Source organism: Halorubrum sp. (assembly GCF_046498025.1).
In the GTDB taxonomy this organism is placed as follows: Archaea; Halobacteriota; Halobacteria; order Halobacteriales; family Haloferacaceae; genus Halorubrum.
In genome coordinates, this window is the sequence record NZ_JAWOBM010000043.1 from 66,438 (window position 1) to 82,065 (window position 15,628).

A 15,628-nucleotide genomic window follows, 5' to 3' on the forward strand; every position below is an offset into this window, starting at 1 on the left:
GGAGTTAAGTACCGACCGGCGGTTCGAGGCCCTCCGGCCCGCCCCTCTCCGGGCGCCTCGCCGGGATCGGTGGACCGAAGTCGGACGCGCCCGAGCGCGGCCCATGGAGACGACCGACGCGTTCACCGGGCTCTCGTGTGTCGACTGCGGAGAGACGTTCGACGCGGCGACGGCGACCCACCGCTGTCCCGACTGCGACGGGATCCTGGACCCCGCGTACGACTACGATCGGGTCGACCTGACGCCGGCGACGCTCGCGGAGCGCCCCTTCGAGTCGATGTGGCGGTACGCGGAGCTGCTCCCGTTCGCGCCCGAGACGGCGGTGTCGCTCGGGGAAGGCGCGACGCCGCTGGTCGAGTGTCCCGCCCTCGCCGACGCGATGGGCGTCGGGCGGGTCCTGCTGAAAGACGAGGGGGCGAACCCGACCGGGACGTTCAAGGACCGCGGGCAGTCGCTCGCGATGACGGCCGCGCGCCAACACGGCGCGACGGAGGTCGCGTTGAACAGCGCCGGCAACGCCGGACAGGCGGCGGCCGCGTACGCCGCCCGGGCGGACCTCGACGCCCACGTCTTCCTCCCGTCGCGGGCGGGGTTCACGCAGAAGGCCATGACGGAGGTCCACGGCGCCGACCTCACCGTCACCGACCCGATAGACGGGAACTCGCAGATCGGCGACGCCGGGGCGGCGTACGCCGAGGCGATGGACGAGCACCCGGACTGGTACTCGGCGAAGACGTTCGTCACGCCGTACCGCCACGAGGGGAAGAAGACGATGGCGTTGGAGCTCCTCGAACAGCTCGACTGGGAGGCGCCCGACGGCGTCGTCTACCCCACCGGCGGCGGCGTCGGGCTCGTCGGGATGCACAAGGCGGCCCGCGAGGCCCGCGATCTGGGGTGGACCGACGAACTCGTCCCGATGTACGTCGCGCAGGCGGCGGGCTGTGCGCCGGTCGTCGACGCGTACGAGTCGGGTGTCGACCGCCACGAGCCGATCCCGGACGACGAGGTGGACACCGCCTGCAACGGGATCGCGATCCCGGACCCCGGCGCGAGTCGCCTCATCCTGGACGCGGTCCGGGAGTCGGACGGCGGCGCGGTGGCGACGACGGACCGAGCGATCTTCGACGCCGCGATCGAGGTCGCCCGGACGGAGGGGTTGGAGGTCGGGGCGACCTGCGCGGCCTGCGTCTCGGGGGCGTTCGCGCTGGCCGAGTCCGGTGAGTTCGGGCCGGACGACACCGTCGTCCTCCTGAACACCGGCGCGGGCAACAAGGACGTCGACGCGCTGCGGGCCCACCTCGGCGAGCGCGACGCGGAGCGCGAGGCCGCCGAGAGCGAGGTGGCCACCGGGGGCGACGGCGAGCCGGCGACACCGGACGACGGCGACGCCGCCTGACCGGCCGAGCGCGCCTACATGTCCCAGTAGTCGACGGTCTCGTCGACGTCGTAGTACCCAGACAGCGAGCGCTCCTCGCGGCCGCCCGGCGGCGACCCGACGTAGACGCCGAACGTGCCCGAGTCGGGGTACACCGTCACGTCGGGCTCCGCCATCGTCGATATCAGGAGGTATCGCACCGGCTCGTCGCCCTCGTTAACGACGCGGTGCGCGCCGGACTCGTCCGCCGCGAACGCGACGTAGTCGCCGGCCCCGATCGCGTGCGTCTCGCCGCCGTGCCGCAGGGTCGCTTCGCCGGCGAGGACGTAGAGCGCCTCCTCGTTGGCCGCGTGATAGTGGTACGGCCACGATTTGGCCCCCGCCGGAAGTTCGTAGAGGCTGCACCCGATCGCCTCGCCGTCCGCCGCCTCGGCGAGTTGCTTCCGGCGGAACCGGGTCTCGCCGCGCTCCGTCTCTGTCCAGTCGAGGGCGTCCTCGTGAACGCGTGCCATGGATGTGGGTCATCGGAGCGGCGAGCAAAACGGTTGGGGGACCTCGGAACCGCTCCGCCGCCGGCGCGTCGTCCCGTCGCCGAGGCGCCGCTCCCCCGCCCGAACCGGAACCACTACGGCGGGCGGTCGCCACCCCTCGCGCATGGAACTCGGCGTCATCGGACTCGGGCGGATGGGGCAGATCGTCGCGAACCGGTCGCTGGAGGCGGGCCACGACGTGGTGGCGTTCGACCTCTCGGCGGAGGCGACCGCGACCGCGGCGGAGGCGGGCGCGACGCCCGCCGACTCGGTCGAAGACCTCTGCGAGCGGCTGGACGGTTCTGGCGGGGACGAGAGCGACGGCAAGCGGATCTGGCTCATGGTGCCCGCGGGCGACGCGGTCGACGCCACCCTCGCGGACCTGGAGCCGCACCTCGACGGCGACGACGTGGTCGTCGACGGCGGCAACTCCCGGTTCCACGAGTCGGTCCGGCGCGCCGAGGAGACGGACGCCGCCTACCTCGACTGCGGCACGTCGGGGGGGCCCGCAAGCGCGGAGGCGGGCTTCTCCCTGATGATCGGCGGCCCGGAGTGGGCTTACGAGGCGCTGGTGCCGGTCTTCGACGCGGTCGCGACCGGGCCGGACGGCCACGACCGGATGGGCGAGTCGGGGTCGGGCCACTACGTGAAGATGGTCCACAACGGCGTGGAGTACGCGCTGATGCAGGCGTACGGCGAGGGGTTCGAGCTGCTCGCCGAGGGGCGGTACGACCTCGACATGGAGTCGGTCGCGCGCACGTGGAACAACGGCGCCGTGATCCGGTCGTGGCTCCTCGAGCTGTGCGAGGAGGCGTTCCGCGAGGAGGGGTCCGACCTGGGCGACGTCGCGGACCGCGTCGCCGGCGGCTCCACCGGCACGTGGACCGTGGAGGAGGCGCTCGAACAGGAGGTGCCCGTCCCGCTCATCTATCAGGCGCTCGCGGAGCGGTTCGACTCGCGGAACGATGGCCGGTTCTCGCGGCGGCTCGCGAACCGCCTGCGCTACGGCTTCGGACGCCACGAGGTCGCGCGGCGATCCGACGGGGAGTAGCGGAGTCGCGGGGGGCTCGGGATCGCAGGGGCATCGGATCACGGGGGTATGGGACCGCGGGCCCCAGGAACTCGCGGAATCGCCGATTATCGAATTCGATCGCGTTCCGGGTAACGCTTATATATGGTCGTGTCAGAGGATACCACGCATAGCATGTTCGAGCGATTCTCGAGCGGGTACTACCTGGGGGAACTGTACGTGGAGCCCCACGACGGCGACCGCGCCGTCATCCGGCGGGCCGACCACGAGCACGTCAACGAGCAGCTCTACGCGGACGGCGAGGGGATCGAGCGACTCGACGCGCCGCTCGTGATGAAGGTGAGTGCCGGCCACATCCCGGTCGCCGGCGACGAAGACGTGCCGAGCGGAACGCTCGCGCTCCCCCACGAGCTCGCGGACGAGACCCTCCCGGACCGGAAGAACGTCCTCCTGGCGGACGCCGACCGCGCCGAGACGCTCCTGCGCTGGGGGGGCTGGGAGCCGTTCGTGAACGCGTAGTACTCCGAGACGGATTCGGTTTTCTGGGTTGGTGTCGGTGCTCTAATTGCTTTTTTATAAATCGATGACCGTGGATCGACGGTTGCCATCTCCAAAGCCCCAGCCGCGCTCGACTCCCACAGCTCGCTGCGGTCCTCGGTCGCTCACTCCGTTCACTCCCTCCGGTCCTTGCGTCGCTGGGGTTCGCGGAGCGCGGCTGCCCCTCTGAGTCCCGCCCCGCACCACCGGAAGACGGTCACGCGGTTTCACCGCGTGAGCGAGCGAGACCTCCGGTCTCGCCCTGTTCCTGCTCGCTTCGCTGCGCGGGCTGCGACTTCCGTGCTCCCGCTCACTGCGTTCGCGGGACCGCGACCACAGCCTCACGCCTCCCCAGTCTCGTCGCTGGTGCCGATAGCGCCAGCGACTCCCTCGCACCGGCGGTTCGCGGCCCTCCGGGCCGCTCACCGGGGCGCGCAGGGCGAGAGCTTCGCTCTCGCTAGCAGCCGGCGCGTAGCGCCGGCGACGCCACCGCGACGATTTATAAGGAGTTTCGAAGTTCGCCTCGCCACAGCGCACCTTTTAGGTCGCCGGGGGTCGCGGATTCGGTATGATCGACAGGCTGCTCGGGCGCGCCGAGCTGAAAGAGCGGATCGCGGAGCTGGAAGAGGAGAAGCGACACCTCGAGCGCCGCGCCGAGGCCGAAGAGGAGCGCCGCTCGGACGCGGTCGCCGACCGGCAGCGCGCCGAGGAGCGCGTCAACGAACTCGAACACCGGATCGAGTCGTTAGAGGAGCGACTGAGTCGGGCCGCGAGCGAGGAGGCCTCGATCGAGTTCCGCCGCGTCAGCGACGCCCGCGGCGAGCGACTGACCGACGTCCTCGGTCGCTTCCGCGCCGTCGAGAGCGACGACCCGGAGGGGCTGCTCACGGCGTTCGTCCCGGACGCCGACGCGGTCCCGACGAGCGTCTCCGAGTGGTTCGGCGACCGCGCCCGACTCGTGCGGCGGGCCGCGCCCGCGGTCGTCCTCGCCGACGACTCCGGCGCCGTGAGCGCGGCACTCTCGCCCCCGATCGAGCCCGACCCGTTCGACCGGTGGGACGACGCCTTCCGGCTGGCGGACGATTGGTTCCGCCCGATCGGCCGGTTCGCCTTCGCGGTGGTCCGCTCGGACACGTTCGCGCTCGGGACCTACGAGGACGGAGAGCGCGTCGCCTTCGAGGGGTTCACCTCCGACGTGAAGGAGGCCCACTCGAAGGGCGGCTTCTCGCAGGGGCGCTTCGAGCGCCGCCGCGAGGGCCAGATCCGCGACCACTTAAAAAAGGCGAGCCGAGAGTTGGCCGCCGTCGGCGACGCGGCCGACCTCGACCGCGTGATCGTCGTCGGCGAGCGGAGCGTGCTCGGCGAGGTCCGCGAGCACGCAGACGTCACCGACGTCTCGGACGCGACCGGTAAGCCGGAGGCCGCCCTCGAAGACGCCTTCCGCGACTTCTGGACCGCCCGGATCCACGCGGTCTGATTCGGTCCGTCGAGACCGACGCGAAATCGGCCGATCGTGGGCGGTAGGAGCGTATTAACTATGTGACATGGTAGCGAACTCTCACACGGAGGGGTGCGACACGCTCCCTCTCTCCCCCCGCCGCTCGGTTTTTTGAACACCGCTCCGGACCCCTAGAGCCACGGCGCTCCCCGTCGAGAGGAACAGGCCTATGTCGGCGTCGGACGGCGTTGGAAACAATGACACGGTCGGGGTCGGATCTCGGGGGGGTCGCGTCGCTCGGTGCGCTCTTGCTCGTCGTCCTCTTGCTCGTCGGCGCGATAGGCGTCGCCGGGGGAGCGGCGGGCGACGACGGTGCTGGCGACGAGGGCCTCGCCGCCGCGACCCACGGCGTCGCGCTCGGCGGGACCGCCTTCCACGGGTCGGTCGGTCCCGCCCCCTCGCGAGGAACGGGGAGTGGCGGCGCGGGACAGGTCGACGACGGCGACGCGATACGCCTGCGGAACGAGCTGTCCCTGACGGAGGAGCCCGGGACGGTCGGGGTCACGACCCGCGCGGAGATCCCCGACCGGGTCACGGAATTCAGGGTGACGCTGCTCAGCGCGAACGACGACGCGGTCGAGGCCGACGGGTTCGAGCCGGCCGACGACGCCGACCCCGACGCGTCGGCGTGGGAATGGGACGGGGAGACGGCGGACCCGTCGCTCACCTACGCGATGGACGCCAACGACACCGTCAGTGAGGCGGGACCGCTCGGCGCGCGCGGCACCTACCGATTCGTCGACGCCGGCGAGTGGGCGCTGGTCCGGACGCCGCGGACGAGCGCGAGCTGGTCGTACACCGGGCAGTACGACGGTCAGGTCCGGCTGACGCGCGAGAACGCCGTCGACGGCGAGGGAGTCGCCTCGCAGGCGGTGGCGTTCCTCGGCCCCCACGAGGAGTACGTCAGAGAGGCGGGCGGGCAGCGCTACCGGCTGATCGTGCCCGACGCGGCCGAGGCGGAGGCGACCCCCGAGGAGGTGTTCGCCGTCTTCGAGTCGGCGTCGACCGCGCTGCAGGTCGGCGCGCGCGACGAGACGGTGTTCGCGGTCGTCGCTCCCACGGACGGCGTCGAGTGGGGCGTCCGGGGGCTCCAGACCGGCGACGCGGACCTGTGGGTCCGAGACGTCGAGCCGGCGGGTACGACCACGGACGTGTGGACCCACGAGTACGTCCACACGCGGCAGGCCTATCGCGCCGAGGCGAGCGGCCGCTGGCTCACCGAGGCGAGCGCGACCTACTACGCCGCGCTGTTCGCGCTCGACCGCGGCGCCGCCGACTTCGAGGCGTTCGAGCGGACTCTAGCGCGCGGCGAGCGCGACCCCGACGCCTCGGCCGTGCTCGCCGACCCCGGCACGTGGGAGCGGAACCCCGACTACACGAAGGGGGCGCTCGTCGCCGGCGAGATCGACCGCCGCCTCCGGGTCGCGACCGACGGGAGCGCGTCGCTCGCGACGGTCCTCCGCGATCTGAACGCGGCGGACGAGCCGGTCTCGAACGCGGACGTCCTCGACGCGGTCGAGGCGGCCGCGGCCGAGGGGGCCGACGACGGGACCGCGGCCGCGATCCGCGCCGAGGCCGAGCGGCTGACGACCACGAGGGAGACGACCGAGACGTGGGACCGCGCGGCCCACGTGGAGGCGTTCGGTGAGACGCCGGCGCAGGTCGGCTACGACGTGCCCGACGACGGCGTCCGAGCGACCGGGGAGTACCGCGACCGCCCGGTCGCCCGCGACCCGGTCGAGCTCGTGGCGGGCGAGACGCTCGCGCTCGCCGTCGACGTCGCCAACACGGGCGGCGTCGCGGGCGAGTACGACCTCGCGCTGACCGTCGACGGCGAGTCGGTCGCGACCCGGAACGGCTCGGTCCAAGGCGGCGCGGAGACGACCGAGCGCTTCGAGCACGCCTTCGCGGAGCCGGGGACCTACGCGGTCCGCGTCGGCGGCGAGCGGCTGACGGTCGCCGTCTCGGAGCCCGCGCCGCCGTCGGTCCGCGGCGTCTCGACCGACGCGGACAGCGTGGCCGCCGGCGAGTCGGTTCGCGTCACCGGGGCCGTCGGCAACGACGCCGGGCTCCCCGCCGGGGGCGACGTGGAGTTCCGGGTCGACGGCGAGACGGTCGCGACCGCCCCCGCCCGGCTCGACGCCGGCGCTGAGGGGACGGTCGAGCGGACGGTCGCGCTCGGGGAGGCGGGGGCGTCAGACGGTATCGGGGGCGGGGACCGCGAGGTGACCGTGACCGTCGTCGGTCCGGAGGACGAGGCCTCGACGACGGTCGTCGTGGAGGGCGACGGGCCGCTCGGTGAGGTCACCGACGACGAGGCGCCCGGATTCGGCCCGGTGGTCGCGGTCGTCGCGCTCTTGGCGGTCGCGGGGCTGTTCGGCCGACGCGGTCGCCCGTAGCTAGAACGGCGCCTGCGGCCCCTCGTCGGTCTCGCCGTCGTTCGCGTCGGGGGTCCCGTCGGCTCCCGCCGTCGTCACCAGCTCGTCGACGTCGCGCTCCCAGGCCTCGACGCCGCCGCGGAGGCTCTCGACGCGCGCGTCCTCGATCCCGGCGTAGCTCCCGATCAGCTGGGCGGCCTGCCGGCTGGCGATTCCGTGCGGACAGACGGTGACGATCCGCGAGGCGCCCTCGAGCTCTCCGACGCGCGTCGTCAGCTCGGGGAACGGGACGCACTCGCTGCCGGGAATGTGGCCGCGGTCGAACGCCCGCCGGTCGCGGATGTCGACGATCCGGAGGTTATCGGCCTCGTCACCTTCGCCGTCGGCCTCGTCACCTTCGCCGTCGGCCTCGTCACCGAGGAGCCCCACCAGCTCGTCCGGGTCGATCTCGCCGTCCATCAGGGGAGCGGGCAGAGGCTCGCCGTCAGCACGGCTCGCTCCTCCGTGTCGTTCCGGGCGCCGTGGACCGCACCGCGTTCGTTCAGGACCACCGCGGGCGCCGCGAGGGTCTCCTCGGTCTCGCCTCGGACGACGGTCGGCCGCCCCTCGACCACGTGGAAGACGTTGGTCGCGTCGGCGTGTTCGTGCGGGTCGAGGACGGCGTCCGGACCGAGGACGAACGCCTTGACGAGCACGTCGTCGGTGACGACGAGTTCGGCGGTCTCCACCTCGCCCGGGGCCGGGTCGAGGTCGTCGACGGCGGTCGCGTATCTGTCGAGCGTCATGTCCGACGGTCGTCGCCGTCGATATAAAAAGTGCGTGGCGGGACTACTCCCGCGCGCCGGGCGGGAGGGGGTCGGCGTGGTCGGCGATCGCCTCGGCGACGCGGTGCGGCTCCTCGTGGACGACCCAGTGGGACGCGGTGTCGAGCGTCAGCAGCCGACCGTCGACGCAGTGGTCGACGCTTCGGCCCGCCATCCGCTTGGCGAGGAAGCGGTCCTCCGCTCCCCAGATAACCAGCGTCGGGACCTCGACGCGGATCTGCTCGGGAGTCGGGCGGTCTCGGACGATCGCTCGGTACCAGTTCACCATCGACTCGAAGGCCCCCTCGCGGTCCCACGCGCGGCGGTAGCGCCGGATGTCCTCGTCGCTGAACGTGCCCGGGGCGCTGGTGTCGCGGAGCCCACGGACGGCCAGTCGCCAGTTCCCGGCGCTCGCGACGGTCTCGGGGAGCTTCGGGAGCTGGAACGGAAGCATGTACCAGCTCTTGAGCCGCTGGTCCCACGAGTTCCGGAGCTCCTGCTCGAAGACGGTCGGGTGCGGCACGTTGACCGCGACGAACTCGGAGACGCGGTCGGCGTTGTGGAGCGCGAGCCACCACCCAACCGCCGCGCCCCAGTCGTGGCCGGCGACGGCGGCCGTCTCGCGCCCGTATGCGTCGACGATGCCGACGACGTCACGCGCGAGCTCGTCGATCCGGTAGTCGCTCACGGCCGGCGGCTTCTCCGAGAGGTTGTACCCGCGCTGGTCCGGGACGACGACGCGGTACCCCTCGTTGGCCAGCGGCGCGATCGTCTCGTGCCAGCCGTACCAGAACTCTGGGAAGCCGTGCAGCAACAGGAGCAGCTTGCCGTCCGTCGGCCCCGCCTCGACGACGTGGAGCCGGACGCCGTTCGTCTCCACCGCCCGCGACTCGGCGGGCACCGACTCGGGGACCTCGTCGTCCGGGACGTCCGCGTCGAGGGCGTCGACCCCGCGGACGGCGTCGGTCGTCGCGTCGTTCATGCGGTTCCGTTCGCACGCGGCCGGCAAATACCTACGCTCGACGCCGTCTCTGCGATCGAAATCCTCAAGCCGCTGGCATGCGGCTTCTGGGGTACACTCGTGTTTCTGACGCGCGGCTCGACGAGGCGCGGGGCCCCCACGGCTCCCTCTCCTCGACGGGCGACCGAGTCCCGTTCGGACCGCCGACGGGACACGGCACGACCGGTCGAGCCGTTTCGCGGTGTCGCAAGGTCGGAGACACCTCCCGTATAACATGGCATCGGACACGTCACACTCGGACGAGGCGGCCTCGAACTCGTCCACGCCGGAGGAATCGCGGTCGATAGACGCGGGCCGCGAGGTCTCGAACGTCGTCCTGATTACGATCGACTCGCTGCGAGCGGACGCGATCGCGCCGTACGACGAGGGGCGGCGGTCGCCGGTGCTCGCGGACCTGGCCGACGGCGGGACGGTGTTCGAGCAATCGTTCGCGACCGGGAACTGGACGCCCTTCTCGTTCCCCTCGATCCTCGCCTCGGAGCCCGTTTTCGCCCGGAACGGTGACATCGGCGTGACCGACGCGCGGACGCTCGCCTCGGTGCTCTCCGAGGCGGGAATCGCGACCGGCGGGTTCAACGCCGCCAACGGCTTTCTCACCTCCCACTGGGGGTACCCGGAGGGGTTCGACGAGTTCGAGCCGTTCGTCACCAGCGTCGGGTCCAGCGTGTACAGCCGCTATCTCGCCGCGCACCCGACGGTCGAGGCGTGGATCCAGCTGCTCGCCTCGCCGTTCCGCCGCCTCGGATCTAGGCTGAGGGGACAGAGCGACGAGCGCCCCTTCCTCGACGCCTCGCGGATGTTCGACGTCGAGGACGCCGCCACCGAGTTCATCGACGACGCGGACGGGTCGTTCTTCCTGTGGACCCACTACATGGACACGCACACGCCGTACGTCCCGGCGCCGCGGTACATCCGGGAGGTGTCCGACGGGATCGTCGGGACCCACCGGATGCTTCACGCGCACACCCGCACGAGCCTCGGGCTGGAGGTCGGCGAACGAACCCTCCACGAACTGCGGACGCTGTACCAGGCGACCGTGCGACAGGTCGACGCGAGCGTGGGACGGGTGCTCGACGCGCTCGAAGCGGCCGGCGTCGCCGACGAGACCGCGATCGTGGTCGCGGGCGACCACGGCGAGGAGTTCCAGGAGCACGGCCACCTCGCGCACTACCCCAAGCTGTACGACGAGCTGATCCGCGTCCCGTTCATCGTGAACGTGCCCGGCGAGGACGGGGGGCGCGTCTCCGAGCACGTCGGGCTCGACGCGATTCCGCCGACCGTCGCCGACCTGCTCGGCGTCGAGTCGCCGCCGGAGTGGCGCGGGGAGTCGGTGGCGCCCGCGGTCCGGGGCGAGGCCGAGCCGGAACAAGACCCCGTCGTCTCCGTGACCGTTCGCGGCGATGACGTGACCGAGCAGCCCATCCCGCGGTCGATGGCCGACGGCGACCTCCTCGTGAGCGTCCGCGACGCGGAGTGGACCTACATCGAGAACGCGGACACGGGGGAGACGGAGCTGTACCACCGGCCCTCGGATCCGACCCAACAGGAGGACCTGTCGGCGGACCCGACCGACGACGAGCTGGCCGTGGTGGAGCGGTTCGCGCCCATCGCCGCGGACCACGTCGCGGAGCTTCGCGACCGGGAAGGAGACGCCACCGGGGACGACGAGGTCGACGAGGACCTCGAAGCCCGGCTCGAGGCGCTCGGCTATCGGTGATGATCCGGGCGATCCTCCGCGACCTCGTCAGCGGACCGATCGCCGTCCAACTCCGTCGGTTCATCGTCGTCGGCGCGCTCACGGCAGGCATCCAGATGGCGCTGCTCTGGCTGTTCGTCGACGTCGCCGGGATCAACTACCTCATCGGCGCGGCGATCGCCATCGAAACCACGATCATCCTCTCGTACGTGTTCAACAACGCGTGGACGTTTCAGGCGAGCCAGAACACCGGCATGGCCGAGTACCTCTCCGGACTCGCGAAGACGAACCTCGTCCGGGGGACGGCGATCCCGATCCAGCTGGGCGTCCTCTACGCGCTCGTCGAGTGGGGGGAAATGATGTACCTCGTCGCCAACGCGATCGCCATCTTCCTCAGCGGGCTCTATCGGTTCGTCCTCGACCGGCGATGGACCTGGGGCTGACGCCCGGAGCGCCGGACGCGCGTTTGTATCAGACGTCCTTTTATAATGGACGCCGCGGCCCCACCCGCGCGATGAGATCGCGGATCGCCTCCTGTTTGTAGTAACCGGCGACGGAGGCGAGCACGAGCGCGAGGACGAGCGCAATCCCTGAGAGGACCCGTCCGCTCGCGAACTCGTCGCCGGCGTACACCGCGAGCACGTACGCCGGCAGGCGACCCACGCTGATCACGGCCATGAAGGCCGGAAGCTTCCACTTCGTGAGACCGCTCAGAAAGCAGATCGCGTCGTCGGGAAGGCCGGGGATGAGGACGAACACGAACAGCCCCGGAATCCCGACCGTCTCGACGAACGCGTCGAAGCGGGCGATCACGTCCTCGTGGAGCACGTCCTCGACGAACGACCGACCGTAGCGCTTCGCGAGCGAGAAGGCGATCGCGCTCCCGATGAGCACGCCGGTGAGGCTGTAGACGGTGCCCCAGAACGGACCGAAGAGGTACCCCGCGGCCAGGGCGACGACCTGTCCCGGGATCGGCGCGAGAATCACTTGGAGGATCTGGATGAGAACGAACACGAGCGGGGCGAACGCGCCGAATTGCCGGAGCCACACCCGCAGGGCCGCGGCGTCCCCGACGAACGCCGCGTACTCCCGGACGAACACGTAGAGGCCGGCGAACGCGACCGCGACGGCGACGAGGGCGAGGATTCCCCGGCGTCGATCCGACGCCGAGGCGAAGACCTTCATTCGTGTTACACCCGTCCGGCGGTGGCCTTGAAACTTGTCAACGGAGACACCTCGGCGGGAGGCGGGTGACTGACCGTCTCAGGGTCGCCGTCCGAGCTTGGAGCGACTCACGAGTCCTCGTCGGACGGCGGTCGCCGCGAGAGCCGATCGAACCGGTCCTGTGCCGCCGCCGATCTGGTTTCCGTCCGCTCGGGCTCGTACGAGGCGGACTCGACGCTCCCGTCGCTGAGGGTCACGGAGAGAACGGCGTCGGCGTGCCGTGCGTCCGACGGGAGCCGGGAGGCCTCCAAGAGCGCGTCACCCACCTCCTCGCCGTCGCGTTCGAAGAACACGGTCGCGAGCCCGTCTTCGACGTTGTCGACCACCGCGGTGTACTCGCCGTCCGGGAGTTCGATGTCGGTCATTCGTAGCTCACCTCGATGACACGATCTCCGTCGTCGTTCGACAGTATCACCCTGTCGCCGTCGTTGTTCCAGACCGGCGAACCCGACCCCCAGTACAGCTCGGTGTCGGTGTCGGTTCCGCTGCCGGTTCGAAGCGTCACCGTCGCGCCCGCCTCGAGCGTGAACCCCTGGGGAAACTCGTAGCTCCGACCCGCCTCGTCTTCGACGGTCCACCCCGAGAGGTCGATCGGGTCCTCGCCCGTGTTCTCGAAGACCACGTACTCGTCGTTGAGGTTCTCGCGGTCGTCGCCCTCGGCGTCCGCGTTGATCGCCGCGACCTCCAGCGCCGCGCCGGGCTCGGTCGACGCCGTTTCGTTCTCCTCGGCGCCGTCGTCCGTTTCGCCGTCCGTCCCGACGTCGCCGTCGGTGTCGCCCTCGGTCGGAGCGCCGCCGAGGCGAGCGCGTTCGACGACGTCGCCGCTCGTGCCCGGCTCGATCGGGTCGGCGTCGCGGATCGCGAGCGGGTCGGTGGGCGCGTCGCGTTGGGTCTGCACGGAGACGCCGCTCCCGTCGCTCACGAGGACGACGTCGCCGTGCGTCGCGGTCCAGTACGCCGGGACCGACCGGTCCGCCAGCCGCTGGAGGACCTCCTCGTGCGGGTGCCCGTACTGGGAGTCGTACGCGCTCGAGACGACGACCGCCCGCGGCTGCACCGCGTCGAGGAACGGCTCGCTCGACGAGCTCGAAGAGCCGTGGTGGCCGGCCTTCAGGACGGTCGACCGGAGCTGCGTCCCGTACGTGTCGATCAGGTACGCCTCCTGGTCGTCCTCGGCGTCGCCGGAGAGCAGGAAGCTCGTCTCCCCGTGCGTGAGCTTGAGGACGATGCTGTTCTCGTTGCGTGCCTCGTCTTCGAGGTACGGCTCCGGCGGTCCGAGGACGTCGACGTCGACTTCGCCGAACGAGAGGGCGTCCCCCTCGCGGGTCTCGTACAGCGTCACGTCGTGTTCCTCGACGGCGTCGAGGTACTCGCCGTACGTCTGCGTGCTCGCGGCGATACCCGGATCGTAGACCGCTCCGATCCCGTCCGCCTCGGTCTCGTAGTACTCGATGACCGCCGCGTTGCCGCCGATGTGGTCCGCGTCGTTGTGCGAGGTGACGAGGTGGTCGATGCGGCTGATGTCGTGTCGTTGGAGGTACCGCAACACGTACTCCCCGTCGTCGTTGTAGTGGCCAGTGTCGACGAGCATCGTCTCTCCCTCGGGGCCGACGACGAGCGTACTGACCGACTGTCCGACGTTGATGTAATGGACTTCGACGGTGCCGTTCGCCGTATCGCCGCCGGTGTCCGGTTCCGTCGACGTCTGATCGCCGGGTACTGCGCCCGCACACCCCGCGAGCAGGATGATCCCCACCGCCAAGAGGATCCGTAGCTTTCCCCCGGTTCGTTTCATATTGTGTTAATGTCCTACACTGATAAAGAGATGTGGGCCCGTTACCTTCGTTGCTAATCTAAATCACCCACGCTCGGCCCCGACATTCTTTTGTCGGTACTGTGATTTCTGGATTCCTGTGGCTCCGTTCTGTCAGTCACTTCCTCAATCGAGATATTCTCGTCAGTACGTCGGTACAAATTGTGTACAACCTCGTTGGTCAGACCATCCTCATTGTAGGAGGGCAAAACCGCCCCCCTTTTGTCGATTCTGAGACGAGTGTTGGTCTCACATCTTCAAGCGCTCTCACAGCACCGCAGCACGCTCGGGAACAGGACTCTCAGTACGCAAACCTACAGTACGGTCACGTACACGCCAATAGCCAATCCGAGAATTACCAAGAGCAGTAGGACAATCTTTGTGATATTCGCTCCGCTCGCCGTTTCGGTGTTGCTTCTCCCTTCATTCCCGATGGACTGGATATCCTCCTCGTACTCTGGTTCCGAGAGACTCCCGTCCAAATTCACGTCTGGGCTAGCAAACTGCTCTTTCTGTTCCTGTTTGATTTTGTCCTGTTTCGTCTCAATCTGCTCTCGTCGCTCTCGTGTGCGCTCGGCGAGTTCTTGAATCGGGATCTCTGGCATATGCGCCCGAAATGACTGCTTCTCTGACGGTGAATCAGTAAGCCGTGCGCTTGAGATGTTTTTTTCTGACGCTACGTAGGTACTGAAATCGATACAGTCGTGTTTCTCAGGGAGTCGATGGTCCGGGCAGTAGTCATCGCCACAGTAGGAGCACTCATACTTTTCATGGCTGAACACCTGCCAGTCGCACTTGGTACAACGATGCGAGGCGTGTTCCCTGCGATACTCTGGATCGTCTTCGTGTAGACGGTCACGGAACGGGGTCTCGGTCATTTTAAAACACCGAGTGAGTCGGGATGATGACCGCGAGCAAATATATGAGTTAACATGAATTTCATTTTTATCAAACACTATTTATTTCTTAACGGTGTGTTAGGAGGTCATTGCGATTGTACGACTGGCCGCAGGTCAGACCGGTGCTGCGGCGCCGCACGGTCACTGAGGCTCGTTGCGGTCTGTCTAAGCATCCACTCACCGACGAGTTCGCAAATCGAGCACATTCCTAGCCCGACGCGATCTTCGCCGTGGTCAACCACCAATCGGATTTCGGCGGGCGCGGATCGTGACTGTCGCTCCGGAGACGGCGCGCGAGTCACCTCCCGGTACGGAGAAGATTAAAACGGATGCGGGAGAAGTGGGCCGGCACGAATATTGAATCACGGTCGCAAATCTTCGATTTGCTCACTGATTCAAATTCGCCCGCTGGCAGTCTCACGCCCACTACGGACTCCTCGCTAGCGCTCGTCGTTGCGAAGTGGGGTGAAAATGGGCCGGCACGAATTTGAATCGTGGTTACGGCCACCCGAAGGCCGAAGGATACCAAGCTACCCCACCGGCCCGCGTTTGACAGAAGGCCGCTCGTTCTTTTAATCCTTCCGAAAAGGGGGGCAGTCGAGAATCGACGGCGACCGCGGACGCCTCCGAAGCCGTCGGCGCTTGTTTATAAACGGGTGAGACCGGATCTGCGGTGAACACTTCCAAAGCCCCAGCCGCGACGGCTCGTGCGCCTCGCTGTGGTCCTCAGTCGTTCGTTTGACTCACTCCTTGCGGTCCTTGCATCGGCGTGCTTCGCCCTTCCGGGAGACTCCGTCTCCCGTCTTCCCGCTCGCGATGCTCGC

At 69.2% G+C, this 15,628-nt stretch carries 15 protein-coding genes and 1 tRNA gene; 7 read left to right on the top strand and 9 right to left on the bottom strand.

Going from position 1 to position 15,628, the window contains the following annotated elements; translation table 11 throughout:
* The first annotated feature begins 103 nt into the window (after nucleotides 1-103).
* Nucleotides 104-1,396 (top strand): threonine synthase, encoded by a 1,293-nt coding sequence (locus tag R6U01_RS09070; protein WP_410286133.1) that lies wholly within the window; start codon nucleotides 104-106, stop codon nucleotides 1,394-1,396.
* A 14-nt stretch (nucleotides 1,397-1,410) separates the two neighbouring features.
* On the opposite strand, the gene R6U01_RS09075 is transcribed toward R6U01_RS09070, so the two are convergent.
* Complete coding sequence (locus R6U01_RS09075) at nucleotides 1,411-1,887, bottom strand: cupin domain-containing protein (RefSeq protein WP_410286134.1); 477 nt, start codon at nucleotides 1,885-1,887, stop codon at nucleotides 1,411-1,413.
* Here R6U01_RS09075 and R6U01_RS09080 point away from each other — a divergent pair.
* The 4 genes from R6U01_RS09080 to R6U01_RS09095 all read left to right on the top strand — a co-directional run bounded on the left by R6U01_RS09080 (nucleotide 1,886) and on the right by R6U01_RS09095 (nucleotide 7,369).
* Nucleotides 1,886-2,956, top strand: a complete 1,071-nt coding sequence (locus tag R6U01_RS09080) for an NADP-dependent phosphogluconate dehydrogenase (protein WP_410286135.1) — start codon at nucleotides 1,886-1,888, stop codon at nucleotides 2,954-2,956. The two genes, R6U01_RS09075 and R6U01_RS09080, sit on opposite strands and share 2 nt — an antisense overlap.
* A 153-nt stretch (nucleotides 2,957-3,109) precedes the next feature.
* The gene (locus tag R6U01_RS09085; RefSeq protein ID WP_410286136.1) at nucleotides 3,110-3,454 is read left to right on the top strand and encodes a DUF5802 family protein; all 345 of its coding nucleotides are present in this window, start codon (nucleotides 3,110-3,112) and stop codon (nucleotides 3,452-3,454) included.
* 586 nt (nucleotides 3,455-4,040) lie between these two features.
* Entirely contained in the window at nucleotides 4,041-4,949 is a 909-nt protein-coding gene (locus R6U01_RS09090; RefSeq protein WP_410286137.1) for a Vms1/Ankzf1 family peptidyl-tRNA hydrolase, read from the top strand.
* 218 nt (nucleotides 4,950-5,167) lie between these two features.
* Complete coding sequence (locus R6U01_RS09095; RefSeq protein ID WP_410286138.1) at nucleotides 5,168-7,369, top strand: PGF-CTERM sorting domain-containing protein; 2,202 nt, start codon at nucleotides 5,168-5,170, stop codon at nucleotides 7,367-7,369.
* Here R6U01_RS09095 and R6U01_RS09100 read toward each other — a convergent pair whose 3' ends face one another.
* Genes R6U01_RS09100 through R6U01_RS09110 form a run of 3 tightly spaced genes read right to left on the bottom strand, consistent with a single transcriptional unit; the run spans nucleotide 7,370 to nucleotide 9,133 of the window.
* On the bottom strand, nucleotides 7,370-7,807 hold the full coding sequence (locus R6U01_RS09100) for a rhodanese-like domain-containing protein (protein WP_410286139.1): 438 nt from the start codon (nucleotides 7,805-7,807) through the stop codon (nucleotides 7,370-7,372).
* Nucleotides 7,807-8,133: a cupin domain-containing protein gene (locus R6U01_RS09105; protein ID WP_410286140.1), complete on the bottom strand. Its 327-nt coding sequence runs from the start codon at nucleotides 8,131-8,133 to the stop codon at nucleotides 7,807-7,809. Before R6U01_RS09105 ends, R6U01_RS09100 begins: the two co-directional genes overlap by 1 nt.
* Before the next feature lie 43 nt (nucleotides 8,134-8,176).
* A complete protein-coding gene (locus tag R6U01_RS09110) occupies nucleotides 8,177-9,133 on the bottom strand; it encodes an alpha/beta fold hydrolase (RefSeq protein WP_410286141.1) in 957 nt (318 codons plus the stop codon).
* A 253-nt stretch (nucleotides 9,134-9,386) separates the two neighbouring features.
* Between R6U01_RS09110 and R6U01_RS09115 the strand changes: the two genes are divergently transcribed.
* Both R6U01_RS09115 and R6U01_RS09120 read left to right on the top strand, forming a co-directional pair.
* A complete protein-coding gene (locus R6U01_RS09115; protein WP_410286142.1) occupies nucleotides 9,387-10,889 on the top strand; it encodes a sulfatase in 1,503 nt (500 codons plus the stop codon).
* Nucleotides 10,889-11,311: a GtrA family protein gene (locus R6U01_RS09120; protein ID WP_410286143.1), complete on the top strand. Its 423-nt coding sequence runs from the start codon at nucleotides 10,889-10,891 to the stop codon at nucleotides 11,309-11,311. Before R6U01_RS09115 ends, R6U01_RS09120 begins: the two co-directional genes overlap by 1 nt.
* Nucleotides 11,312-11,351: 40 nt before the next feature.
* Here the strand turns inward: R6U01_RS09120 and R6U01_RS09125 are convergent, their stop codons facing one another.
* The 5 genes from R6U01_RS09125 to R6U01_RS09145 all read right to left on the bottom strand — a co-directional run bounded on the left by R6U01_RS09125 (nucleotide 11,352) and on the right by R6U01_RS09145 (nucleotide 15,349).
* Nucleotides 11,352-12,053: a TVP38/TMEM64 family protein gene (locus R6U01_RS09125; protein ID WP_410286144.1), complete on the bottom strand. Its 702-nt coding sequence runs from the start codon at nucleotides 12,051-12,053 to the stop codon at nucleotides 11,352-11,354.
* A 107-nt stretch (nucleotides 12,054-12,160) separates the two neighbouring features.
* Nucleotides 12,161-12,457, bottom strand: a complete 297-nt coding sequence (locus R6U01_RS09130) for a DUF3006 family protein (RefSeq protein ID WP_410286145.1) — start codon at nucleotides 12,455-12,457, stop codon at nucleotides 12,161-12,163.
* Nucleotides 12,454-13,887: a lamin tail domain-containing protein gene (locus R6U01_RS09135; protein ID WP_410286146.1), complete on the bottom strand. Its 1,434-nt coding sequence runs from the start codon at nucleotides 13,885-13,887 to the stop codon at nucleotides 12,454-12,456. Before R6U01_RS09135 ends, R6U01_RS09130 begins: the two co-directional genes overlap by 4 nt.
* Before the next feature lie 332 nt (nucleotides 13,888-14,219).
* The gene (locus R6U01_RS09140; RefSeq protein ID WP_410286147.1) at nucleotides 14,220-14,783 is read right to left on the bottom strand and encodes an AN1-type zinc finger domain-containing protein; all 564 of its coding nucleotides are present in this window, start codon (nucleotides 14,781-14,783) and stop codon (nucleotides 14,220-14,222) included.
* A 493-nt stretch (nucleotides 14,784-15,276) separates the two neighbouring features.
* A tRNA-Pro gene (locus R6U01_RS09145) sits at nucleotides 15,277-15,349 on the bottom strand.
* Between the last annotated feature and the right edge of the window lie 279 nt (nucleotides 15,350-15,628).